Origin of the sequence: Streptomyces venetus, assembly GCF_039540295.1 — a bacterium.
Lineage (GTDB): Bacteria > Actinomycetota > Actinomycetes > Streptomycetales > Streptomycetaceae > Streptomyces > Streptomyces venetus.
Genome location: NZ_BAABET010000011.1, coordinates 213,571 through 237,282, shown reverse-complemented (window position 1 = coordinate 237,282; position 23,712 = coordinate 213,571). Strand labels below are relative to the sequence as shown.

19 protein-coding genes are annotated in these 23,712 nt (G+C 72.0%); 16 read left to right on the top strand and 3 right to left on the bottom strand.

Features of this window, described 5'->3' with window-relative positions; translation table 11 throughout:
* Positions 1–43: 43 nt before the first annotated feature.
* The gene (locus ABEA82_RS31885; protein ID WP_345665182.1) at positions 44–727 is read left to right on the top strand and encodes a Pvc16 family protein; all 684 of its coding nucleotides are present in this window, start codon (positions 44–46) and stop codon (positions 725–727) included.
* Positions 724–2,832: an ATP-binding protein gene (locus ABEA82_RS31880; RefSeq protein ID WP_345665181.1), complete on the top strand. Its 2,109-nt coding sequence runs from the start codon at positions 724–726 to the stop codon at positions 2,830–2,832. Before ABEA82_RS31885 ends, ABEA82_RS31880 begins: the two co-directional genes overlap by 4 nt.
* Before the next feature lie 31 nt (positions 2,833–2,863).
* On the opposite strand, the gene ABEA82_RS31875 is transcribed toward ABEA82_RS31880, so the two are convergent.
* Complete coding sequence (locus tag ABEA82_RS31875) at positions 2,864–4,294, bottom strand: RICIN domain-containing protein (protein ID WP_345665180.1); 1,431 nt, start codon at positions 4,292–4,294, stop codon at positions 2,864–2,866.
* 4 nt (positions 4,295–4,298) lie between these two features.
* Positions 4,299–5,735: a COG1470 family protein gene (locus tag ABEA82_RS31870; RefSeq protein WP_345665179.1), complete on the bottom strand. Its 1,437-nt coding sequence runs from the start codon at positions 5,733–5,735 to the stop codon at positions 4,299–4,301.
* A 293-nt stretch (positions 5,736–6,028) separates the two neighbouring features.
* On the opposite strand from ABEA82_RS31870, the gene ABEA82_RS31865 reads away from it, so the two are divergent.
* From ABEA82_RS31865 to ABEA82_RS31810, 12 genes are all read left to right on the top strand, one after another.
* On the top strand, positions 6,029–7,618 hold the full coding sequence (locus ABEA82_RS31865) for a phage tail sheath subtilisin-like domain-containing protein (RefSeq protein WP_345665178.1): 1,590 nt from the start codon (positions 6,029–6,031) through the stop codon (positions 7,616–7,618).
* Positions 7,619–7,690: 72 nt separating this feature from the next.
* On the top strand, positions 7,691–8,134 hold the full coding sequence (locus tag ABEA82_RS31860) for a phage tail protein (protein ID WP_003993305.1): 444 nt from the start codon (positions 7,691–7,693) through the stop codon (positions 8,132–8,134).
* Positions 8,134–8,658: a hypothetical protein gene (locus ABEA82_RS31855; RefSeq protein ID WP_345665177.1), complete on the top strand. Its 525-nt coding sequence runs from the start codon at positions 8,134–8,136 to the stop codon at positions 8,656–8,658. Before ABEA82_RS31860 ends, ABEA82_RS31855 begins: the two co-directional genes overlap by 1 nt.
* Entirely contained in the window at positions 8,655–8,813 is a 159-nt protein-coding gene (locus tag ABEA82_RS31850; RefSeq protein ID WP_345665176.1) for a DUF6760 family protein, read from the top strand. Before ABEA82_RS31855 ends, ABEA82_RS31850 begins: the two co-directional genes overlap by 4 nt.
* 2,577 nt (positions 8,814–11,390) lie before the next feature.
* On the top strand, positions 11,391–12,446 hold the full coding sequence (locus ABEA82_RS31845; RefSeq protein ID WP_345665175.1) for a hypothetical protein: 1,056 nt from the start codon (positions 11,391–11,393) through the stop codon (positions 12,444–12,446).
* Between the two features lie 19 nt (positions 12,447–12,465).
* A complete protein-coding gene (locus tag ABEA82_RS31840; RefSeq protein ID WP_345665174.1) occupies positions 12,466–12,888 on the top strand; it encodes a phage tail protein in 423 nt (140 codons plus the stop codon).
* A 51-nt stretch (positions 12,889–12,939) separates the two neighbouring features.
* A complete protein-coding gene (locus ABEA82_RS31835; RefSeq protein WP_345665173.1) occupies positions 12,940–13,665 on the top strand; it encodes a CIS tube protein in 726 nt (241 codons plus the stop codon).
* Entirely contained in the window at positions 13,665–15,566 is a 1,902-nt protein-coding gene (locus tag ABEA82_RS31830) for a VgrG-related protein (protein ID WP_345665172.1), read from the top strand. Before ABEA82_RS31835 ends, ABEA82_RS31830 begins: the two co-directional genes overlap by 1 nt.
* Positions 15,567–15,621: 55 nt before the next feature.
* On the top strand, positions 15,622–16,062 hold the full coding sequence (locus ABEA82_RS31825) for a GPW/gp25 family protein (protein WP_345665171.1): 441 nt from the start codon (positions 15,622–15,624) through the stop codon (positions 16,060–16,062).
* The gene (locus ABEA82_RS31820; protein WP_345665170.1) at positions 16,062–18,026 is read left to right on the top strand and encodes a putative baseplate assembly protein; all 1,965 of its coding nucleotides are present in this window, start codon (positions 16,062–16,064) and stop codon (positions 18,024–18,026) included. The genes ABEA82_RS31825 and ABEA82_RS31820 overlap by 1 nt, the downstream gene beginning before the upstream one ends.
* Positions 18,023–18,583 carry a phage tail protein gene (locus ABEA82_RS31815; protein ID WP_345665169.1) on the top strand — a complete coding sequence of 187 codons (561 nt, stop codon included), beginning with the start codon at positions 18,023–18,025 and terminating at the stop codon, positions 18,581–18,583. Before ABEA82_RS31820 ends, ABEA82_RS31815 begins: the two co-directional genes overlap by 4 nt.
* A complete protein-coding gene (locus ABEA82_RS31810; RefSeq protein ID WP_345665168.1) occupies positions 18,580–20,028 on the top strand; it encodes an NADase-type glycan-binding domain-containing protein in 1,449 nt (482 codons plus the stop codon). Before ABEA82_RS31815 ends, ABEA82_RS31810 begins: the two co-directional genes overlap by 4 nt.
* A 112-nt stretch (positions 20,029–20,140) precedes the next feature.
* On the opposite strand, the gene ABEA82_RS31805 is transcribed toward ABEA82_RS31810, so the two are convergent.
* Positions 20,141–21,580, bottom strand: coding sequence for a gamma-aminobutyraldehyde dehydrogenase (locus ABEA82_RS31805; protein ID WP_345665167.1), 1,440 nt, complete (start codon positions 21,578–21,580; stop codon positions 20,141–20,143).
* A gap of 164 nt (positions 21,581–21,744) precedes the next feature.
* Here ABEA82_RS31805 and ABEA82_RS31800 point away from each other — a divergent pair, with 164 nt between their 5' ends.
* Positions 21,745–22,260: an Lrp/AsnC family transcriptional regulator gene (locus tag ABEA82_RS31800; protein ID WP_345665166.1), complete on the top strand. Its 516-nt coding sequence runs from the start codon at positions 21,745–21,747 to the stop codon at positions 22,258–22,260.
* A 13-nt stretch (positions 22,261–22,273) separates the two neighbouring features.
* Positions 22,274–23,641: an aspartate aminotransferase family protein gene (locus tag ABEA82_RS31795; protein WP_345665254.1), complete on the top strand. Its 1,368-nt coding sequence runs from the start codon at positions 22,274–22,276 to the stop codon at positions 23,639–23,641.
* The last annotated feature ends 71 nt before the right edge of the window (positions 23,642–23,712 follow it).

Sequence of the window (23,712 nt, the reverse complement as noted above, 5' to 3'; positions counted from 1 at the left end):
GGGGACGAGAACGGCACGGCAGGGCGGAAGCGGGAGCACATCGGTGATCCACGAAGTGGACGAGGTCCTCAAGGGCCTGCTCAGCGGTGGAGCGCTGGCCGGATCCGGCATCGACGTCGCCCTGGACGCGCCCACCCGTGACTGGGCCGCCCGCCGCAACTCCCCCACGATCAACGCCTATCTGTACGACATCCGCGAGGACATCAACCGGCGCCAGCGGGGCCATGTCCCGGTCCACGACGAGCGGGACATCGTCGTCAAACGCCGTCAGCCGCCGCGTTGGTTCCGGCTGTCGTACCTGGTGACGGCGTGGACGAAACAACCCCAGGACGAACACCGGCTGCTGTCCGCCGTACTGGCCACGCTGATCCCGCGGGAGCTGCTGCCGCCCTCCGAACTGCCCTCCTCGCTCGCCGCGCTGGGACTGACGATCCCCGTGTCGGTGGCCGGCATCCAGACGGAGTCGCGTTCCCTCGCGGAGATCTGGTCCGCGCTCGGCGGCGAGTTGAAGCCCTCCCTGGACCTGGTGATCACCGCGCCCTTCCCGGCCTACCCCGAGTACGACGCCGGGCCGCCCGTCACCGAGGGCGCGATGGTCCGCACGCGTGCCCTCGACGGCACACCCCCCGGCACGGAGGAACGCGCCCACCGGCCCCGGCAGGTGGCGGCGGCGAAGGAGGCCCGGAGGTCCGCACTGCGCGCACGAGGACGGAACACGGCGACATGACGACCCGATCCCCGGGACCCGACACGGCCGATCCCGGCCTGGAAGACCCCGGCCCGGCAAGCAGCGGGCCGGCGGGCCCCGGCCAGGAGAGGTCCCGCCCGGAAAACCCCGGCCAGGAAGGCCGGCACCCCTCCCCCGGCGACGCCCTCCTCGACCGGCTCTCCGAACTGCGTCACCGTGTCTCCCTCCTGGTCGAGCACCGTTCCGCCGACGACCCCACCGTCGGCGACCCGCTGCGCGGCCTGTACCTCTCGGAGGAGGCCGTACGGCACCTGCTGCGGCCGGCCGAGCCGCTACCGCTCGACTTCCCCGGGCCCGGGGGGCCGCCCGGTGACCGTCTGGCCGGGCTGGCCGCACGGCTGGGTCTGACAGCGCTGGACAGCGCGCTGCTCCTCACCGCCCTCGCCCCGGACCTGGACCGCGGCTTCGAGCCGCTGTACGGCTACCTCAACGACGACGTCAGCAGGCGCCGGGCCACCGTCGCCCTGGCCCTCGACCTGTGCGGCGTGCCCGTCCACCTGCCCGGCGCCCGCGCCCGGCTGCGCCCCACGGCCCCGCTGGCCGCCCTCGGGCTGCTGACCGTGGAGGAGCCCGAACGCCCCTTCCTCAGCCGCTCGTTGCGGGTGCCCGACCGGGTCGTCGCGCATCTGCTCGGCGACGACACCCCCGACGGGGCGCTCACCGGGCATCTGCATCCGCTGCCCGCACCACCGCCGGACACCCCGGAGATGGACGACACGGAGTTCTCCCGCTTCGTCCACCGACTGGCCGGCCGGCTCACCGCAGGCCCGCCGGTCACCGCGTACCTCCGGGAGCGCCGCGAGGGCGACGGACTGCCGTGTGTCACCGCGGCGCTGCACGCCTCGGGGGTCTCCGCCGTGCGGTTCTCCGGCCCCGAGGACCGCGTTCCGGAGCTGTTGCGTGAGGCCCGGCTGTGCGGACACGCCGTCGTCGTCACCGGGCTGCCGAAGCAACCGGCGGCGCTCTTCCGGCAGTTGGCCGAGGCGGCCGACGTGCCCGTGCTGGTCACCGGGACGGGCCCGTACGACCCCCAGTGGTGCGACGGGGACCCGCTCGTCCTGGACGCGCCCCCGCGACGGGCGGGCGCGGTGGGTGCCTGGGCAGCCGCCCTCGGCGGCGAGCCGGACTTCGACCTGGCGGCAACCGTGGCCCCGTACCGCCTGGCCAGCGACCACATCACCCGTGCCGTCCGCGCGGCGCGGGGCCTCGCCGCGTTCGAGGGCGCCCCGCTGTCCCCCGCCCATCTGCGGCTCGCCGCCCGCCGGCAGTCCGCCTCGGGCCTGGAGCAGCACGCCCGCCGGATCCGGCCCGCCGTCGACTGGCGGGACCTGGTCCTGCCCGAGGGCCCCCTGTCCCAGCTGCGCGAACTCGCCCTGCGCGCCCGCCATCGCGACCGTGTCCTCGGCGACTGGCGGCTCAGCGCGGGCGGCGGCCGGGGCAGAGGTGTCCTCGGCCTGTTCGCGGGCGAGTCCGGCACCGGCAAGACGCTCTCGGCGGAGGTGGTCGCGGCCGACCTCGGTCTCGACCTCTACGTGGTCCAGCTGTCCTCGGTGGTCGACAAGTACGTCGGAGAGACCGAGAAGAACCTCGAACGCATCTTCACCGAGGCCGACCGCACCGATGCCGTGCTGCTCTTCGACGAGGCCGACGCCGTCTTCGGCAAGCGGTCCGAGGTGAAGGACGCGCACGACCGGTACGCCAACCTGGAGAGCGCCTATCTGCTCCAGCGGCTGGAGTCCTTCGACGGCATCGCGCTGCTCACCACCAACCTGCGCGCCAACATCGACGAGGCGTTCACCCGGCGGCTGGACCTGGTGGTCGACTTCCCGTTCCCGGACGCGGAACAGCGCCTCGCCCTGTGGCGGCACAGCCTGTCGCACGTACCCAGCGCGGACGGCATCGAACTGGGGCCGGTGGTCCGTGACTTCGAGCTGGCGGGCGGTTCGATCCGCAGTGCCGTGGTGACGGCCGCCTACCTGGCCTCCGGACGGGAGGAACCGGTCACTGCGGCCGACCTGCTGGAGGGCGCCCGCCGCGAGTACCGCAAGGCCGGCCGCCTGGTGCCGGGGGAAGGCACCTGGTAGCGGCCGGCCTTGCGGGGTCAGGGCCCGCCCGTCATCCCTCCGACGGGCGGACGATGTCCCATTCCTGGTCGTCCGTGTTGGAGCAGTCGAAGAGCGTCAGGTTGGTGTCGTTGACGCCGGTGCTGTAACCGGCCACGTCCAGGCACTTGTTGTTGCTCGCGAAGTTGCGGATCCAGTAGGCGCCGCTCTCCTGCTTGTCGACCCACCACAACTGGTTGTCGTCGGTCGAGCCGTCGCAGGTGTACTCCTGGATCGGGGACCGCACCGGAGCCGCGCCCTCGGCCGGCAGGTCCACGCACAGTTGGTCCTTGACGTTGCGGATCAGGAAGAGCGCGCTGCCGCCCGGACCCCTCTCCGGGAACTTCACGTCGAGGTCCCACAGCTGGTTGTCCTGCGATGTCTCGTTGCAGGTGAACTGGCGTACGGGGCCTTCGGCCTGGCCCGCCTCGTAGCCCGGGACGTCCACGCACCGCTTGGTGGTGGTGTTGCGCAGCACGACGTTCGTCGCCGGCACCACGGGCTTCGGGGGCTTCTTGGCCGGGGGCGGCGCGGCCCCGCCGCCCCCGCCACCGCCGCCACCGCCGCCACCGCCGTCTCCGCCCTCCGGTTCCTGTGGAGTCGGCGACGGTGGCGGCGGTGCCGAGGTGAGGGCAGGGGTGGGGCTCGGGGGCGGGGCGAGGGTGTTGCCGGCCTCGACGGCCGCCGAGGGCCTGGCCTTGGTGCCGACCGCGGGCTTGTAGGCGATCCACAGCATCACGAACGTGAGCGTGAGGGCGAACAGGATCCCGAAGAAGGTGGCCAGCCAGCGCGGCAGGAAGCCTCGCTGGACGAACGTCCCCTCCACGGGCAGGGCCTGGACGCCGGAGCGCTGCACGGCGAGGGTGTAGGGGCGCTGTTCCTTGGCGCCGAACCAGATGATGTTCTTCGGCTTGAGCGTGGTCTTCACGAACACGGCCCGGCCCGGCTCGATCTGCACATTGGCCGGATGCAGGTCGTAGGACAGCTCATCGCCGTTGTCACTGCCACTGAGCGAAGCGGTCAGCTTGGTGTTGCCCAGATTGTCCACCGCCAGCCGGGGCCGACCCCGGAACCGCCCCTTCACCGTCGGCGGCACCAACTCCGCCCGCACCTCCGTGAACGGCGTGACAGTCAGGTTCCCCTCCGGAACCGTCGTCGCCTCCGGATGCTCCGTCGGCGTGATCCGCACCGCGTACGGGTTCGGCCCCGCCGTCGCATCCGGACTGCGCGGCGGCGCGAACGTCAGCTCCACCGACCCCGTCGTACCGGGAAACAGCCGCAGAGAAGACGGCTCCACCGTCGTCCACGGCGCCACCGGTCCCACCGCTTCAAAACGGTACTCATCGACGACATCACCGGTATTACGCAACCGCAACCGCACCGTCGTACTGCCACCGGGGTCGACGGTCGCGGAGGCCGGTTCCAGGGAAGTCCAGAGAGTCATGTCCTCACACCGTCAGCTTGATGGCTTCGAGCCAGAGCGAGTTGTCGAAGGTCCCGGCGGTGTTGAGGTCGGGGCGCGCCTTGTTGCAGACCTGGCCGCTCCAGTCGCGGTCGCGGACCTTGGCCTCGTTGCAGGCCTGGCCGGAGCCGACGTTGTAGACGAAGTTCACCAGGAACGGGGTGTCCCTCTTCGTACCGCCGATGTAGTTGTCCTTGCCGTCCGCGACGATCGCCGTCCAGCTCGGCCGCCACTTGCCCTGGCCGTTGGTCGACTGCGGGTCGTGCACCATGACGTTTCCGGCGGACCCACCGACGCCGTACACCGCCACGTTGAGCGCCTTGATCGGCTTGTTCTGCCCGACCGTGCCGCTGACGGTGCCGTCGCACACCGGCTTCTGCCAGCCCTCGCCCTGGACGAAGGCGCGGTAGCAGATGTGCCGTCCGCCGGGGTCGCCCGCGGCCAGGCGGTTCACCGCGGTCGCCGCCGTGTCCGCCTTGGGCTTGGCCGTCACCGTGGGGGCTCCGCCACCGCCACCGCCACCGCCACCGCCACCGCCACCGGAGCCGCCGCCCGCCCCGCCGGCGTCGGGGGACGGCGGGGCGCTGGTCTGCGTGGGGGCCGGTGGCAGAACCGGTGAGGGCGTCGGCGAGGCACTCGGGGCGAGGGTGGCACCGGCGGCCACGGTGCCCTCGGCCTCGCTGGTCACGGCGGGCTTGTAGGCGATCCACAGCATCACGAAGGTGATCGCCAGGCCGAGGAAGACACCGAAGAAGGTGGCCAGCCAGCGCGGCAGGAAGCCTCGCTGGACGAACGTCCCCTCCACGGGCAGGGCCTGGACGCCGGAGCGCAGCACCTCCAGCGTGTACGGACGCTGTTCCTTGGCCCCGAACCAGATGATGTTCTTCGGCTTGAGCGTGGTCTTCACGAACACGGCCCGGCCCGGCTCGATCTGCACATTGGCCGGATGCAGGTCGTAGGACAGCTCATCGCCGTTGTCACTGCCACTGAGCGAAGCGGTCAGCTTGGTGTTGCCCAGATTGTCCACCGCCAGCCGGGGCCGACCCCGGAACCGCCCCTTCACCGTCGGCGGCACCAACTCCGCCCGCACCTCCGTGAACGGCGTGACAGTCAGATTCCCCTCCGGAACCGTCGTCGCCTCCGGATGCTCCGTCGGCGTGATCCGCACCGCGTACGGGTTCGGCCCCGCCGTCGCATCCGGACTGCGCGGCGGCGCGAACGTCAGCTCCACCGACCCCGTCGTACCGGGAAACAGCCGCAGAGAAGACGGCTCCACCGTCGTCCACGGCGCCACCGGCCCCACCGCTTCAAAACGGTACTCATCGACGACATCACCGGTATTACGCAACCGCAACCGCACCCTCGTACTGCCACCGGGGTCGACGGTCGCGGAGGCCGGTTCCAGGGAAGTCCACAGGCTCACTGTCGCGACGCTAGCCGGGGCGCCGGTGGCACGTCAGGAAGCGCGAGGGCACGATGGCCTGACCGAAAGGACCATGCCGCGGGGCCGTCAGGTCGCGAGGGACTGTGCCCCGCTCGCCGTCAGGACGAACCGGGCGCGGAAATCGGCGTTCATGAGGGCGCGCACCCGCCCGGATCCTGCCCTCGCGGGCAACCGGATTGCCCCCGCTCCGGCACCGGAGGCCGTTTCCGGGGCGCTCCGCCGCGCGCGAGGGTGAGAGCTCTTCGTGTCTCGTACCCCGAGGAGAGCAGAGCATGCCGTCCTACCTGTCGCCCGGCGTCTACGTCGAGGAGGTGGCCAGCGGCTCGCGCCCGATCGAGGGGGTGGGGACCTCGGTGGCGGCCTTCGTGGGGCTCGCGCCGACCGGACCGCTGAACGAGCCGACACTGGTGACCAACTGGACGCAGTACGTCGCGGCGTTCGGTGAGTTCACCGACGGGTACTACCTCGCGCACTCCGTCTACGGCTTCTTCAACAACGGCGGTTCCGCCGCGTACGTCGTCCGGGTGGGCGGCTCCGCCGAGGGCACGTCGGCCGGCGCCGACCAGGGCCCCGCGGCCGTCACCGGCCGGTCCGGCGCCGCCCCGGCCGAGCTGCCCGCGGGTGAGCCGAAGCAGCTCGGCACCTTCACCGTCACCGCCATCGCCCAGGGCGATCTGAGCGTCGAGGTCGCCGACCCGGAGGGCGAGGGCCCCGCCGAGCGGTTCAAACTGATCGTCAAGGACGGCGGCAAGGCCGCCGAGACGTTCGACGTGACGGCCAAGAAGGGCGGCCGCAACTACGTCGTCACCCAGGTCAAGGAGCGTTCCAAGCTCATCACCGTCACCGAGGCCGCGCCGGCCGCGCAGCTGGCCCGCCCGGACAACCAGACGGTGGCGCTGGCGGCCCCCGCGCCCGCACCGGCCGCCCCGGTCGAGACGGCGGACGCCTCGCACCCCGGCCCGGCCCAGTACCTCGGCGACTCCGCCGACCGCACCGGCTTCGGCGGCCTGGAGGCCGTGGACGAGATCTCCATGGTGGCGGTCCCCGACCTGATGGCCGCCTACCAGCGCGGCGCGATCGACCTGGAGGCCGTCAAGGCCGTCCAGCTCGGGCTGATCGCGCACTGCGAGCTGATGGGCGACCGGGTCGCCGTGATCGACCCGCCGCCGGGCCTGAACGCCCGTCAGATCCGGGTCTGGCGTCAGGAGACGGCCGGCTACGACTCCAAGTACGCCGCCCTGTACTACCCGTGGATCAAGACCTTCGACCCCGCCAGCGGCCAGTCCCGGCTCGTGCCGCCGAGCGGTCACGTCGCCGGCATCTGGGCGCGCAGCGACTCCGAGCGCGGGGTGCACAAGGCGCCCGCCAACGAGGTCGTGCGCGGCGCCGTCGACCTGGAGATCCAGATCACCCGCGGCGAGCAGGATCTGCTCAACCCCATCGGCGTCAACTGCATCCGCGCCTTCCCCGGCCGCGGCATCCGCGTGTGGGGCGCCCGCACCCTCTCCTCCGACCCGGCCTGGCGCTACCTCAACATCCGCCGGTACTTCAACTACCTGGAGGAGTCGATCCTGATCGGCACCCAGTGGGTGGTGTTCGAGCCGAACGATCACAACCTGTGGGCCCGCATCCGCCGCAACATCTCGGCGTTCCTGGTCAACGAGTGGCGCAGTGGCGCGCTCTTCGGCCAGCGGCCCGAGGAGGCCTACTACGTCAAGTGCGACGAGGAGACCAACCCGCCGGAGTCGGTCGACGTCGGCCGGGTCATCTGCGAGATCGGCATCGCCCCGGTGAAGCCCGCCGAGTTCGTGATCTTCCGGCTGGCGCAGTTCTCCAGCGGCAGCGGCGAGCTGGAGGAGTAACCCGCCCGTCCGCCCCCGCCCCCGTACGCCACTGACCGCCTCCTCCACCTCCTTCACAAGGACAGCGAACGCATGAGTCTCCAGCCGGGTGACGCCCTCACCTCACACAACTTCGGCCTGCAGATCGACGGGGTGATGGTCGAGTACCTCGCCGAGGTCAGCGGCCTCACCCTCGAACAGGACGTCATCACCTACCAGCAGAACTCCGCGCAGGGCAGGCCCGAGGTGTCCCTGCTGCCGGGCGTGCAGAAGAACGGGCAGTGCACCGTCGTGCGCGGTATGACCCAGTCGGCGTCGTTCACGCAGTGGATCAACGACTCCATCGCCGGCCGGATGGCGACGGCCCGCAAGAACGCCTCGATCATCATGATGGATTTCGAGGACAACCCGGTGAAGCGGTACAACCTCCGCAACGCCTGGTGCAGCAAGATCGACACGAGCACGGTGAAGGCCGGGGAGGCGGCCGCCCTGACGGAGACCGTGACCATCGTGTTCGAAGAACTGGTCATCGAGTAATGCGGCGTACGGCTGCGAGGGCGGGCGGGGCGGCGCCCGCCCCGGCGGAGACACCGGCGGGCGTACCGGCGGGGACGGAGCCCGGGCCGGGACCCGTCCCGGCCGCGGACTCCCCCGCCTCCGCCGCCCAGGCGCCGCCTCCGCAACGCGACCACCTGCGCACCGAGTTCCCCTTCGAGCTGCCGCGCGGCTACGTCGACGAGTCCGGCACCGTCCACCGCGACGGGGTGATGCGCCTGTCGACGGCGCGCGACGAGCTGGTCCCCCTGCGGGACGTCCGTGTCCAGGAGAACCCGGCGTACCTGTCGGTGGTCCTGCTCGGCCGGGTGATCACCCGGCTGGGCACGCTGCCCATGGTCCACGACGGGATCGTGGAGAACATGTTCGCCTCGGACCTGGCGTTTCTGCAGGACTTCTACCGCCAGATCAATGCCGAGGGCCACACCCGGGCGGCGGTGGAGTGCCCGCACTGCTCCGAGCCCTTCGAGGTGGAACTCGGCGGGAGCCGCCTGGGGGAATCGTGACGTACGCGACCGACCGGCTGCACGAGGAGATCGCGTACGTCGCCTACCACTTCCACTGGAGCATGGACGACATCCTGAACCTTGAGCACCACGACCGCCGCCGTTTCACCGAGCAGATCGCGTCCCTCGTGACGCGGGCCGGAGCGGAGGGCTGAGGAGTGGGGTTCTTCGAGCGGGTCCGGGCGCGAGGGCGGAAGGACGGCGGGGCGTCTGTTCCGGAGGCCCCGTCTGCCGGTGGGGGCGGGGGTCCGGTCCCGGAGGTGCCGTCCACTGAAGGGGGCGGCGGCCCCGGGGCGCAGCCTCGCCCGGTGGTGGCCGCCTCCTGGCTGAAGCTGCCGCCGATTCAGCGCGCCCTGGCTCCGGGGCAGCGCGCCGGGGTCGCGGATGCCGGGTTCGGTGGGCGGCTGCCGACGTGGCAGAACCCGTCGTTCACCGGTACGGCGTCCCACACGGTCCTGGACGGCCGGTCGAGCGCCGTACTCGGCGACGTCCCGCGCCCCACGACGGCCCGTCCGGTGTCCGGCCTGGAGCGCCACGCGGGTGCGTTGCCCATGGCCGGGCACGAGCCGGTGCCGGAGCGGGCACCGGCAGTGCCGCTGCGGGCGCTTCCGCCGAGGGAACCGGGGGTGCCGGCTGCTCCCCCGACTCCGGCTGGTGGACGGGCTCCTGGCAGGGGTCCTGCGACAGGTGGCCGACGGGGCGGCGGGAGCGGGTCCGTCGTGCAGCGGGTGCCGAGTGGCGGTGGTGGCCGGGCGGTGTCGCCGGGCGGGCCGTCGCGAGTGGCCGGCGCGCCCGGGGTTTCTGGTGCCGGAAGGGCTGCGGCCGGGCCTTCGGCAGCAGGTGCTCAGCAGGCCGCCGGGAAGGGACCCGTCGTGCAGCGGGTGCCGAGTGGCGGCGGGAGCCGGGCGGTGTCGCCGGGCGGCGCGTCGTCACGGGTGACCGGCTCTCCCAGGGCTTCTGGTGCCGGAAGGGCTGCGGCCGGGCCTTCGGCAGCGGGTGGTCAGCAGGTCACCGGGAGCGGAGCCGTCGTGCAGCGGGTGCCCAGGAGCGGTGGCCCGGTGGTATCTCCGGGCAGGTCGTCGCGAGTGACCGGCGCGCCCGGGGCTTCTGGTGCCGGAAGGGCTGCGGCCGGGCGTTCGCCGGCAGGTGCTCAGCAGGCCGCCGGGAAGGGACCCGTCGTGCAGCGGGTGCCGAGTGGCGGCGGGAGCCGGGCGGTGTCGCCGGGCGGCGCGTCGTCACGGGTGTCGCCCGCCGTGCCTCCGGGGGCGACGACCGGTACCCCCGGAAACCCCGGCGCTGCAAAGGCTCCTGCCAAACATTCGGCGGCCACTGGTCAACGAGGCGCGGGGAGCGGGCCCGTCGTACAGCCCAAGCATCCGACGACCGGTGGTCACCAAGGCACGGGAACCGGACCCGTCGTACAGCCCCTGACCAAGGAAGGGCAGACAGCCGCCTCGCCACCGCCGTCCCCCACCTTGCCACCGGGGGCGACCAGTACCCCCAACACGCCTCCGGGGGCGACCGGTACCTCCGGAAACCCCGGCCCGGCCAAGGCCCCAACCAGGCATCCACCGACCGGCGGTCACCAAGACACAGGGAACGGGCCCGTCGTGCAGCGCATGCCCAGGAGCGGTGGCCGGGCGGCGTCGCCGGGCGGCCTGTCGTCACGGGTGTCGCCCGACGCGGGCGTCGGCGTGAGCCCCGTTACCTCGGAGAGCCGGACGAACGGCTCGGCGGCAGGTGCGGGGACCGTGCCGGCTCCCGTCGGCACGCCGTCATCCGCGCCCGCGCGTCCGGGCCGGCAAACGGGCACGGGCGGTGCGAGCGGCTCCAGCCAGGCGGCCCCGGCGGGTGGGGCAGGGCGCTCGGCTGTCCCAGCTGTTCCCGCGAACGAGTCCGTGCACCCGGCAGTCCCAGCACTTCCCGTGCACAAGCCCCCGCACCCCGCAGGCCCAGCAACTCCCGCGGAGAAACCCCTCCGCCCCACAGCCCCAGCAACTCACGCGGTGAACACCCCGCGCCCCGCAGCCCCAGCAACTCCCGTGGAGAACACCGCACGCCCCGCAGCCCCAGCCGCCCCGGCCGGTGAGCCGCTGCGCTCAGCTGCCCCCGCGGCTCCGGTGAGTCAATCCGTGCGCTCCGTTGTCCCTCCGGTTTCTCAGGGTGAACCGACGCGACCGGCCTCCTTCGCGAGCGCGCCGCCGCCCCCGGCCGCGCCCACAGCCCCTGCCCGAACGCCCGCGCGCTCAACCGCCCCTGGAGATACTCCGGGTCGGCCAGCCCGACCGGCCGCCGTTCCCTCCGAGCCGGGCTCCCTGACGAAGGCACGGACCGGGACGGGAGCTCGGGCCGTACAGCGGCACGCCCTGCCCAGGCAGGCCCCGACCATACCGATACGCCCCGCGCAGACCACCGCCGACACAGCGGGCGGATCACCCACGACGACGAGCGGCACCCCGGCGCAAGTTCCTACGGCCGAAGCCCCCGAACCCACGGCAGCCGAGCCCGGTACACCCCCGGTCGGCACCCCCAAGCCCCAAAAGCCACAGCGGAACAACGAGGGCACCCAGGTACAACGGGCACCTCTCCCTCCTGCCCACAACGCCACTGCGCCGCAGACCCACCACGGGCGCACCGCCACCGCCACCACGGCCTCCCGGCCTGGTCCCATTCCCAGTCGCAGGCCCACGCCTGAACCCCGGAGCACCAACACGGAGTCCGGCGCCCGTCCCGTGCAGCGGCCGTCCACCCACCAGCGCCCACCGGGCCGTCGCGCGGTACCGTCCACTGCCGCAAGCCCGGCCGCCCACGCCCCTGCCCCTGCCCCTGCCCCTGCCCCTGCCCCTGCCCCTGCCCCTGAGCAGACCAGCCTGCCCGGCACCCCACAGCCGCCCTCCGGCGAGCCCACACCCGCACCCCCCGGCAACGGCAGCCGGACGAGCCACCCGCCGACCACGCCCGGCACCCCCGGCACCCCACGACGGGCAACCGCGTCCCCAGACGCGCCGAGCCCCACCGTCCAACGGCATCCGTCCGACGCCGCACGCCCTCAGCACCCCGCGGCCACCGTCGCCACCACGACACCCACCGCCTCCGCACCGGCACCCGGCACCACCCCCCGCCCGCCCCGCCCGCCCCGCTCGGGCCTCGGCGCCCCGCTCCCCACCGCGCCCAGGCAAACCAGCCCTGGCACACCCCGCACCACTCCGCCCGCCCCGACCACCACCCGCCGCTCCCCCGTCGGCGCCCCGCTCACCAAGCCGATCGGGGCCGCAGCCGCCGCAGTCCCCGAGGCTCCCCTCCCGGTCGCACCCCTCACTCCACCCCGGCCCCACGAGCCGACCTCACCCTCCTCGACGCCCAGCGTCCAACGCTTCGGCCGCAAGTCGAAGACCTCGACCAAGGCCCCGGCGAAGCCGGCCACCTCGGCCACCGGCGCCCTCGCCGCGGCCGCCGCCGCAACGGTCGCCTCCACCCTCACCCGCCACACCGCGCCCCCCACACAGCCACCCGCACCCACCGCCCCACCGCCGCCACCTCCCTACTCCCTCACGGCTTCCTCACCCCCGCCCCCGCCACCGGCGTACTCGCCACCCACGCACCCGACCGACCCACCCCCACCCGCCTACCAGGCAGTCCCCACCGGCGCGTTCGACCCCCGCGAACTCACCGACTTCCAGCTCGACGAACTCGTCCACCGCCTCATAGGCCGCATCACCCGCCTCATCCGCACCGAACTGCGCCAGGACCGCGAACGCATCGGCAGACTCCGCGACCCCCGCCACTGACCCCGAAGAAAGGCCCCCGATGTCCCGCCAGGATCCGGGATCCACCATCTGGTTCACCCTCAGCATCGACGGCGAGAGCCTCGGCTACTTCAACGGATGCGAAGGGCTGTCCTCGCAGGTGGAGATCGAGCAGCGCCAGGAGGGCGGCAACAACGGCTTCGTCTGGCAGCTGCCGACCCGCGTGTCGTTCTCGACGATCCGGCTGACCCGCCCGCTCACCCCGGACACCACGAAGGTCGCCAAGTGGATCTCGTCCTTGCAGACCGGGATCAAGCGGCCCACCGCCCAGATCACGGCGCTGCGCGCGGACGGGTCGGAAGTCGCGCGGTGGGGGCTCATCGAGGTGCTGCCCGTCAGCTGGACCGGCCCCACCCTCGACCCGGCGAACCCGGCCGTGGCGACCGAGGTGCTGGAGATCACCCACCACGGGTTCACGGACTGAACGGTCTGGCAGAACGACGGACTGACGGACTGACGGAGGAACCGGGACATCATGGCCAAGGGCAGCAGGCGGGGCGCCGGCAAGAGCCTCATTCGCGCCGCACTCGCCATCCACGAACCGCCGAAGGGCAAGAGCAGAACGCCCGGCGGCATCATCAAGACGTTCGACTTCGACTTCAACCCGGCGCAGCTGTCGCTGAGCCGCCGGGCCCAGTGGAAGGCGACTCCCGCGCAGATGGAACGCGTCGGCCCGCTCCCGGAGTTCATGGGCGCCGAGCCCCGGGAGATGAGTGTCGAGATCTTCCTCGACTCCTCCGACGAGCCGAACAGCAACACCGTCCTGAAGAAGGTCGACTCGCTGCTCGCCTGCTGCGAGGTGACGGCGAAGAGCCTCGCCGCCAAGCAGCCGTCGCCGCCCTGGGTCGTCTTCCAGTGGGGTTCGTTCTCGACGGCCCGGTTCACGGCGTACGTCAGCTCCGTGGAGGCGGACTACACGCTGTTCTCGACGACGGGCGTGCCGATCCGCGCCACCTGCCGGCTGCAACTGCACGAGATCGCCAGCAAGACGAAGAGGCAGAACCCGACCTCCGGCGCGCTCACCGCGCGGCGGGTGCACCGGGTCGTGGCGGGCGACTCCCTGCAGTCGCTGGCCTGGCGGGAGTACGGCAACGCGGCCGCCTGGCGTGCCATCGCCGAGGCCAACGGCATCGACGACCCGGCGCGGCTGCCGAACGGCGTCGAACTGGTGCTGCCGGCCGCCGAGGAGGTGCGTTACTGATGGTGCAGTCCGCGTTCTCCAGCGTCGTCGACGTGAAGATCGGCGGCGCCCCGCTGCCGCCCGAGTTCGCCCCGGACCTGGTGGAGAGCTACGTCGACCAGGGGGTCGGTGTCCCGGCCGCGTTCCGGCTCACCTTCCGCGACCCGTACCGGCTGCTGCTGGGCAAGCTGAACATCACCTTCGGCACGAAGGTGGTGTTCGCGCCGGTGGCGGACGGCGAGGGCGCCGGGAACCCGCTGCTGACCGGCGAGGTCACCGGCCTGGAGGCCGACTACGACGGCACCGGCAGTTACACCGTCGTCCGCGGTTACGACGTCGGGCACCGGCTGCTGCGCCAGCGCCGGGTGGCGGCCTACCGCAACCAGAGCGCCTCCGACATCGCCCGCAAGCTCGCCGGCAAGGACGGAGTGCCGATCGGGCGGATCGATTCGACGAAGACGGTGTACGAGTTCATCAGCCAGTCCAACGTCACCGACTGGGACTTCCTCGCCCGGCTCGCCGACGAGAACGAGATGGTCATGTCGGTGGACGCGGACGGCAAGTTCCAGTTCGTGAAGCCCAAGTCGGCCTCCGGGGCGCCCTCCCCGGAGACCGACGGCGACAAGAGCCCGTTCGTCCTGCAAGGCGGGCACGACATCCTGCGCCTGCGGGCCGCCGTCACCGCAGCCGACCAGGTGGCCATGGTGGAGTCGCGCGGCTGGGACGTGACGACGAAGAAGAAGCTGACCGCCACCGCGGCGGCGACCGGCAACCCGGGCATCAGCATCGGCACCTCGCCGGGCGCGGCGGCCGGGAAGTTCCAGGCCGCGACGCTCGTGGAGACGGGCACGCCCTACGACAAGCAGAACGAGGTGCGGTTCGCCGCCGACGCGCTCGCCGACGACGTCACCGGCTCGTTCGCCGAGCTGGAGGTCGTCGCACGGGGAAACCCCAAGCTGCGGCCGGGAGTTCCGGTGGCGCTGGCCGACGTCGGAGTGCCCTTCGAGGGCAAGTACACGGTCACCTCGGTGCGGCACGACTTCGGCGACGGCAAGCACTACGAGGCGTGGGTGACGGTCAGCGGCCGGCAGTGGCGTTCGCTGTACGGGCTGGCCTCGGGCGGGTCGCAGAGCGCACCCCGCATGCCGAGCGTGGCGAACGCGCTGGTCACCGACGTGAACGACCCGCTCAAGCAGGGGCGGGTGCGGTTGCAGTTCCCCTGGCTGGACGACAAGTACGTCAGCGACTGGACGCGGACCGTGCAGATGGGCGGTCTCGGCGGCGGCGGGGTGTTCCCGATGGACGTCAACGACGAGGTGCTGGTGGCGTTCGACCGGGGCGCCCTGGACCATCCGTTCGTGATCGGCGGTCTCTACAACGGGCGGGACAAGCCGACCACGGTCGGTGACGTGCCGCTGCACGACACCGTCCGCAAGAAGGCGAGCCGGCACACCGTCTCCGACCGGGACGGCAACCGGATGGACCTGCTCAGCCAGAAGACCGGCCTGCGCAAGCAGGGTGTCCGGCTGGCCTCCGGTGACAAGCAGCTGACCATCAACCTGGACCGGACCAATACCGAGATCGTGGTGGACAGCAAGGGGTCGGTGAAGATCAAGGGCAGCCGGTCGGTGTCGGTCGAGGCCGGTACCGATCTCACGCTGAGCGCGAGGCGGTCCGTGAACATCAAGAGCGGCGGGTTGGTCAACATCCAGGGCCGTGGGCTGGTCAACCTCAAGTCGCTCGGCGGAGCGGTCACCGTGGACGCGATGGGCGCGCTCAATCTCAAGGCGCTCGGCGCCGCGACGTTCACCGCGGGCGGCACGGTCCAGGTCAACACCGTCGCGAATGTCGGCATCCGGGCGATCACCATCGCGCTGCAGGGCGCGGTGCTGGTCAACAGCAAGCCCTATCCGCTGCCGTGACGACCGTCGAGCTGTTCAAGATCGTCAGGATGAGGAGAAGGCAGGTGGCCCACTGATGGCCGAGCAGTTCGTCGGCTCCGGCTGGTCGTTCCCGCTGCGTATCGGGCCGACCGGCGGGATCGCGCTGGTCAGCGGGGAGCGGGAGATCGAGGAGGCGATCCGGCTGGTCCTGTCGACCGCGCCGGGCGAGCGGCCGATGCGGCCGGAATTCGGCTGCGCGATCCACGATCTGGTGTTCGCGCCGGTCAACGAGCAGACCGCGGGCCGGATCCAGCACGAGGTGTACGTCAGCCTCGACCGCTGGGAGCCGCGCATCGAGGTCGACGAGGTCGAGGTCAGCGCCGGCACCGACCAGAGCGTGCTCTACATCGACGTCCGCTACTCGATCCGCGGCACCAACAACCCCCGCAGCCTGGTCTTCCCCTTCTACGTCATTCCGTCCCACGAGGAGCCCGACGCCCCCGGCGCGGGCGCCGCCCCCGAAAGCGACCGCTGATGGCCCTGCCCTCACCCAACCTCGACGACCGCCGCTTCCAGCAGTTCGTCGACGACGCCAAGCGCTACATCCAGCAGCGCGCCCCGGAGTGGACCGACCACAACGTCTCCGACCCGGGCGTCACCCTCGTCGAGACGGTCGCCCACATGGCCGACCAGATCGTCTACCGGCTCAACCGGGTGCCGGAGAAGAACCACCTGGCGTTCCTGGACCTCGTCGGGATCACCCTGTTCCCGCCGTCCGCGGCCCGCACGGACGTGACGTTCTGGCTGTCGGCACCGCAGGAGGAGCCGGTGCGGGTTCCGGTCGGCACGGAGGTCGCCACGCTGCGCACGGAGAGCGAGGAGGCCGTCGTCTTCGCGACGGAGGGCGAACTCACGGTGGTGCCCAGCGCGTTGCGCCATCTGCTGGTGCAGCACCGGGGCGAGCCGGCCGTCGACCGGACGCACGACCTCGCCGCCGGGGACAAGGACGTGCTGTGCTTCGCCGAGTCGCCGGGCCCGGGTGACTGCATGCTGCTCGGTCTGACCGCGGCGGTGCCGCACTGCGCGCTCGCCCTGGACCTGGACAGCCGGGTCGACGGTGTCGGTGTGGACCCGCGGCAGCCGCCGCTGGTGTGGGAGGCGTGGACCGCGGACGGCTGGCAGCCCTGCGAGGTCGACCGGGACGCCACCGGCGGCCTCAACCGCCCCGGCGAGGTCGTGCTGCACGTCCCCGGCGGTCACGTGCTGTCCCGCAACGCCGGCCAGGAGGCCGGATGGCTGCGCTGCCGGGTCACCGACCCCCTGCCCGACCAGCCGTTCTACACCACCTCGCCCACCGTGCGGTCCGTGGAGGCGTTCACGATCGGCGGCACCACGGCCACCGTGCACGCCGAGACGGTGTACGACGAGGCGCTCGGCGAGTCCACCGGGCTGCCGGGTCAGCGGCTGCGGCTGGCGCACGCGCCCGTGGTCGGCGACGACCCGCCGGTGCTGCTGCAGACCGCCGAGCACGACGGCTGGACGGACTGGCGGGTCGTCCCGAACTTCGCCTCGTCCGGGCCGTACGACCGGCACATCACCCTCGACGCGACGACGGGCGAGATCGCGTTCGGCCCGGCCGTGCGCGAACCCGACGGCTCCCTGCGGCAGTACGGGATGGTCGCCCCCAAAGGCGCCCCGGTCCGGGCCCGCCGCTACCGCACCGGCGGCGGCCGTGCGGGCAACGTGGCGCGCGGTGCGGTGCAGATCCTGCGCACCTCCATCCCCTACGTCTCCGAGGTCGTCAACCGCGAGGCCGCGCGCGGCGGGGTGGACGGGGAGACGGTCGAGGAGGCGAAGGTCCGGGCCCCGATCACCCTGCGCGCCCAGGAGCGGGCGGTGACCCTGCGCGACTACGAGGAACTGGCCCGCCGCGCCGCCCCCGAGACCGCGCGCATCACCTGCCTGGAGGGCAAGGAGGGCGAGCACGGAGCCTACGCCGTACGGGTGCTGGTCGTGCCGCAGGCCGTACCCGACCCCGGCGGCCGCCTCCGTTTCGAGCAACTGGTGCCCGGTGACGCCCTGTTGGAGCGCATCACCCGGCATCTGGACGAACGGCGCCTGATCGGGACCCGGTTGGCCGTGGGGCCGCCGTACTACCAGGGCATCACGGTGGTGGCCACGGTGCACGCCTTCCGGGGTGTGGACACCGACCGGGTGCGGAGGCAGGCCCACGACGCGCTGTACCGGCATCTCGACCCGCTGACCGGCGGCGCGAACGGGAAGGGCTGGCCGTTCGGGCGGCCCGTCCAGGCCGGGGAGGTGTTCGCGGTCCTCCAGCGCGTGCCGGGTGTCGAACTGGTCGACGAGGTGGTGCTGCACCCCGCCGACCCCCTCACCGGCAAACGCGGCGAACCGACGGACCGCATCGACCTGTCGGCGCCGTCGCTGGTCTTCTCCTTCGACCACCGCGTCCGGGTGATCGGAGACGGTTCCTCATGAGGGGCTCGATCGACGGCCTCGGATCCTCCGCGCCGATCGGGGCGATGCTGCCGGCGGTGTTCGCCGACGACGACCTGGCCCAGCGGTTCGTCGCCGGGCTCGACGACGTGGTCGCGCCGATCCTGAGCGTCCTGGACTGCCTCGACACCTACTTCCGGCCCTCCCTCGCGCCGCTCGACTTCACCCAGTGGCTGGGGAACTGGGTCGGCGCGGAGACCGAGGGCGGCGAACCGGAGCCGCTGCTGCGGGCCGCCGTTGCCGCCGCCGCGTATCTGCACCGCATCCGCGGCACCCGGCGCGGGCTGTCCGAGACGGTGCGGCTCGCCTTCGGGGTGGCGCCGGAGATCACGGAGAGCGGCGCCGCGAACTGGAGCGCCCGCCCGCTGGGCCCGTTCCCCGGGGATCCGCGCCCCCGCCTCCACGTCCACCTGCGCCTTCCCGCGCCCACCACGGCGGACCACCACCGCCTGGACACCCTGGTGTCCGCCGCCCGCCCCGCCCACATGCCGTACACGGTCCAGGTGACCGCGACCGCCGAAAGGACCCCGCAACCATGACGACCCCCCAGAACTGCGCCGACTGCGGCACCCGCGCGCAACCGGGCCAGTCGTTCTGCGACGCGTGCGGCGCGGTACTCGGCTGGACGGACAGGTCCGCCGCCGCGGCCGGAAGTTCCGGTGCTGCCGGTTCCACGTCCCGTTCCTCCGGGGAATCCGGCGCCCCCGAGGTCACCGGAGCCACCGGAGCCCCAGCAGCCCCCGACGGCTCGCCGCGCGAGGCCGCCTCCGCCCAACAGGCCGCCACCCCCGGCCGGGACGCGTTCTCCCGCCCGGACGGCGGCGCGGGCCTCCCTCACACCTCGCGGGACCGACTGAGCACGGGCAGTGCGACGCAAGCCACCCCAGCCCCGGCCGCCCACCGGCCGGAACCCGGCACCGCCTCCACCCGGCCCGCCGACAACACGAGCCACCCGCACGCCTCCCCGCACCCGGCCCCGGACGACACCGCCCCCACCGAACCCGTCCCGCCGGCCACCCCGAACCCGGACCCGGACCGGAACCCGGACCCGAGCCCGGACCCGGACCCGTCCACCACCCAAGGCATCAACACCCGCGCCCGCCGCCTCATCGTCCCGGTCAGCGAGCCCGAACCCGACTCCGCCCCGCCCCCCGCCGTCTCCCCCGTCCTCCCCGGCCGCCCCACCCCCCAGCGCCCGCAGACCGTCCGGGCCCCCGGCGAGGAACACGGCGTCGACGGCGGCGCCCCCTGCCCCTGGTGCGCCACCCGCAACCGCCCCGAGCGGCACTTCTGCGCCCGGTGTGCGATGCCGATGGCCGGTGACGCACCCACCCCGGGCCGGCTGCCCTGGTGGCGGCGGTTCGGGCCCTTCGGCAGCAAGGAGGCCCCCTGGGCGGGCGACCGCCCGGCGCTGCGCCGCGCCTTCGACCGTGTCCTGTCCTGGCTGGCCGCCGCGATCGTCCTGACCCTGCTGATCGTCCTGGCGTTCAACATCCCCGAGGGCGTCCAGGCCACCCGCGACCACTTCGCCAAGCGCGCCCCTGTCTCCCCGGACCGCTACACGTCCTCCCGCCACTACCCCGGCCACAAGCCGGACCTGGCGTTCGACAAGCTCAACGACACCTGGTGGGGCCCGGGCGTGTCCGAGTCGGGCCAGGGCCAGTGGATAGAGGCCCGCTTCGACCAGCCGGCCCGCCTGCTGGACCTGATCATCACGCCGGGCGTCTCCATCCGCGCCGAGGACCTGCGCAAGTCGGCGCTCCCGCACCGTGTCACGGCCACCATCACGGGCGCCGACGGCAAGACGACCACGCGCAAGCTCACCCTCGACCAGGGCGCCGGCCCGCAGCGTCGTGCCTTCCGCGTGGGCGAGGTGTCCGCCGTCCGCTTCACCATCGACTCGGCCTACGGCACCTCCGCGAAGAAGCAGGTGTCCATCGCCGAGATCGAGTTCTTCGGCCCGTCGAGCGCGAACAGCGGCTGAGCGCACCCCCGGAACGACACCGCAGCCCCGGACAACGCCACAGCCCCGCAACGACACCGCGGCCCCGGACGGAAACCGATCGTCCGGGGCCGCGAGCAGTCTGTCCGCGCGCTTACGCGTCCAGCGACGTCATCACGTGCTTGATCCGCGTGTAGTCGTCGAAGCCGTACGCCGAGAGGTCCTTGCCGTAGCCGGACTTCTTGAAGCCGCCGTGCGGCATCTCCGCGACCAGCGGGATGTGCGTGTTGATCCACACACAGCCGAAGTCGAGCTTCTTGGACATCCGCATGGCCCGGCCGTGGTCCTTGGTCCACACGGAGGACGCGAGGGCGTACTCGACGCCGTTGGCCCACTCCACCGCCTGGTCCTCGTCGCGGAAGGACTGCACGGTGATGACCGGGCCGAAGACCTCCTTCTGGATGATCTCGTCGTCCTGCTTCAGACCCGAGACGACGGTCGGCGCGTAGAAGTAGCCCTTGTCGCCGACCCGCTTGCCGCCGGTCTCCACGCGCGCGTGCGCGGGCAGGCTGTCGATGAAGCCCTCGACCTGCGCGAGCTGGTTGGGGTTGTTGAGCGGCCCGAACAGCACGTCCTCGTCGTCCGGCTGCCCCGTCTTCGTCTCGGACGCGGCCTTGGCCAGCGCGGAGACGAACTCGTCGTGGATGGACTCGTGGACGAGCACGCGCGTGGCGGCCGTACAGTCCTGCCCGGCGTTGAAGTAGCCCGCGACAGAGATGTCCTCGACGGCCTTGGCGATGTCGGTGTCCTCGAAGACCACGACCGGCGCCTTGCCACCGAGCTCCAGGTGGACGCGCTTGACGTCCTTGGAGGCGGACTCGGCGACCTGGATGCCGGCCCGCACGGAGCCCGTGATGGAGGCCATCGCCGGGACCGGGTGCTCGACCATCATGCGGCCGGTCTCACGGTCGCCGCAGATGACGTTGAAGACACCCTTGGGGACGACCGAGCCGATGATCTCGGCGATGAGGACCGTCGAGGCCGGGGTGGTGTCGGACGGCTTCAGCACGACCGTGTTGCCCGCCGCGAGCGCCGGGGCGAACTTCCACACGGCCATCATCATCGGGTAGTTCCACGGCGCGACCTGCGCGCAGACGCCGACCGGCTCACGGCGGACGATGGAGGTCAGGCCCTCCATGTACTCACCGGCCGAGCGGCCCTCCAGCATCCGCGCCGCACCCGCGAAGAAGCGGATCTGGTCGACCATCGGCGGGATCTCCTCGGAGCGGGTCAGCCCGATGGGCTTGCCCGTGTTCTCCACCTCGGCCGCGATCAGCTCCTCGGCGCGCTCCTCGAAGGCGTCCGCGATCTTCAGCAGGGCCTTCTGACGCTCGGCGGGCGTGGTGTCGCGCCAGCCGGGAAAGGCCTCGGCGGCCGCCGCCATCGCGGCGTCCACGTCCGCCTGCCCGGACAGCGGAGCGGTCGCGTACGCCTCACCCGTCGCGGGATTGACCACCTCGGTGGTCCGTCCGTCGGCGGCGTCCCGGAACTCACCGCCGATGTAGTTGCGCAGACGACGAAGCTCGGTGCTCACTGCCGGCCCTCCAGTTCGGATGTCCAGTACTTGAGACACCCACCCTAGTCGGCCGGACCACGTTTTCAACACCCCCTCACCCTTCGTACGTGCGGAATCCGCAGTTGCGAGGGATGCAAACAACGGATTTCATCGATCACACCTTGCGGAAGTGTCGAGACCTCGTGCACAGTGACCCCGTGGCCAGTCGAAGCGCAGACCAGAGGGACTCCCGCGAGTCCAGGAACGGCGGTCCCCAGTTGGACGCCGTCTCCCTCGCCATCATCGAACAGCTCCAGGAGGACGGCCGCCGGCCGTACGCCGCCATCGGAAAGGCCGTCGGCCTGTCGGAGGCGGCCGTGCGCCAGCGCGTCCAGAAGCTGCTCGACCAGGGCGTGATGCAGATCGTCGCCGTCACGGACCCGCTCACCGTGGGCTTCCGCAGACAGGCGATGGTCGGCGTCAACGTCGAGGGCGACGTGGAGGCGGTCGCGGACGCGCTGTCGGCCATGTCCGAGTGCGAGTACGTGGTGATGACCGCGGGCTCCTTCGACCTGATGGTGGAGATCGTCTGCGAGGACGACGACCACCTCCTGGACGTCATCAACAAACGCATACGGGCCGTCCCCGGAGTGCGCTCCACCGAGAGCTTCGTCTACCTCAAGCTCAAGAAGCAGACCTACATGTGGGGAACCCGATAACCGTGAGGACCCGATAGCCGTGAGCAAGGACCTCTCCCAGACCGCGTACGACCACCTGTGGATGCACTTCACGCGCATGTCGTCGTACGAGAAGGCCCCCGTCCCCACCATCGTCCGGGGCGAGGGCACGTACATCTACGACGACCAGGGCAAGCGCTACCTCGACGGCCTCGCCGGCCTCTTCGTGGTGCAGGCCGGACACGGCCGGGTGGAGCTCGCCGAGACCGCCTTCAAGCAGGCGCAGGAGCTCGCGTTCTTCCCGGTGTGGTCCTACGCCCACCCCAAGGCCGTCGAGCTGGCCGAGCGCCTCGCCCACCACGCCCCGGGCGATCTGAACAAGGTCTTCTTCACCACCGGCGGCGGCGAGGCCGTCGAGACCGCCTGGAAGCTCGCCAAGCAGTACTTCAAGCTGGTCGGCAAGCCCACCAAGCACAAGGTCATCTCCCGCGCGGTCGCCTACCACGGCACCCCGCAGGGCGCCCTGTCGATCACCGGCCTGCCGGGCCTGAAGGCCCCCTTCGAGCCCCTGGTCCCGGGCGCGCACAAGGTCCCGAACACCAACATCTACCGCGCCCCGCTCTTCGGCGACGACCCCGAGGCCTTCGGCCGCTGGGCCGCCGACCAGATCGAGCAGCAGATCCTCTTCGAGGGCCCGGACACCGTCGCCGCGGTCTTCCTGGAGCCGGTGCAGAACGCCGGCGGCTGCTTCCCGCCCCCGCCCGGCTACTTCCAGCGGGTCCGCGAGATCTGCGACCGGCACGACGTGCTGCTCGTCTCCGACGAGGTCATCTGCGCCTTCGGCCGCCTCGGCACGATCTTCGCCTGCGACAAGTTCGACTACGTCCCGGACATGATCACCTGCGCCAAGGGCATGACCTCGGGCTACTCCCCGATCGGCGCGTGCATCGTCTCCGACCGCCTCGCCGAGCCGTTCTACAAGGGCGACAACACCTTCCTGCACGGCTACACCTTCGGCGGCCACCCGGTCTCCGCGGCCGTGGGCCTCGCCAACCTCGACCTGTTCGAGCGCGAGAACCTCACCCAGCACGTCCTGGACAACGAGGGCGCGTTCCGCTCCACCCTGGAGAAGCTGCACGACCTGCCGATCGTCGGCGACGTCCGCGGCAACGGCTTCTTCTACGGCATCGAGCTGGTCAAGGACAAGGCGACCAAGGAGTCCTTCGACGCGGACGAGACCGAGCGGATCCTGTACGGCTTCCTCTCCAAGAAGCTGTACGAGAACGGTCTGTACTGCCGTGCCGACGACCGCGGCGACCCGGTCGTCCAGCTCGCCCCGCCGCTGATCTCCGACCAGTCGACGTTCGACGAGATCGAGCAGATCCTGCGCGCCACGCTCTCGGAGGCGTGGACCAAGCTCTGACCGCCGCCGCTCCGATCGTCTGCCTGGATGATCAACACCAGCCCCGGTGCCGCCCGTTCGAGTGAGAAACG

Excerpts from the sequence above, each read along its gene's own strand:
- ABEA82_RS31880 (WP_345665181.1), top strand. The coding sequence starts at position 724 with ATGACGACCCGATCCCCGGGACCCGACACGGCCGATCCCGGCCTGGAA.
- ABEA82_RS31875 (WP_345665180.1), bottom strand. The coding sequence starts at position 4,294 with ATGACTCTCTGGACTTCCCTGGAACCGGCCTCCGCGACCGTCGACCCC.
- ABEA82_RS31865 (WP_345665178.1), top strand. The coding sequence starts at position 6,029 with ATGCCGTCCTACCTGTCGCCCGGCGTCTACGTCGAGGAGGTGGCCAGC.
- ABEA82_RS31860 (WP_003993305.1), top strand. The coding sequence starts at position 7,691 with ATGAGTCTCCAGCCGGGTGACGCCCTCACCTCACACAACTTCGGCCTG.
- ABEA82_RS31855 (WP_345665177.1), top strand. The coding sequence starts at position 8,134 with ATGCGGCGTACGGCTGCGAGGGCGGGCGGGGCGGCGCCCGCCCCGGCG.
- ABEA82_RS31840 (WP_345665174.1), top strand. The coding sequence starts at position 12,466 with ATGTCCCGCCAGGATCCGGGATCCACCATCTGGTTCACCCTCAGCATC.
- ABEA82_RS31835 (WP_345665173.1), top strand. The coding sequence starts at position 12,940 with ATGGCCAAGGGCAGCAGGCGGGGCGCCGGCAAGAGCCTCATTCGCGCC.
- ABEA82_RS31830 (WP_345665172.1), top strand. The coding sequence starts at position 13,665 with ATGGTGCAGTCCGCGTTCTCCAGCGTCGTCGACGTGAAGATCGGCGGC.
- ABEA82_RS31825 (WP_345665171.1), top strand. The coding sequence starts at position 15,622 with ATGGCCGAGCAGTTCGTCGGCTCCGGCTGGTCGTTCCCGCTGCGTATC.
- ABEA82_RS31820 (WP_345665170.1), top strand. The coding sequence starts at position 16,062 with ATGGCCCTGCCCTCACCCAACCTCGACGACCGCCGCTTCCAGCAGTTC.
- ABEA82_RS31815 (WP_345665169.1), top strand. The coding sequence starts at position 18,023 with ATGAGGGGCTCGATCGACGGCCTCGGATCCTCCGCGCCGATCGGGGCG.
- ABEA82_RS31810 (WP_345665168.1), top strand. The coding sequence starts at position 18,580 with ATGACGACCCCCCAGAACTGCGCCGACTGCGGCACCCGCGCGCAACCG.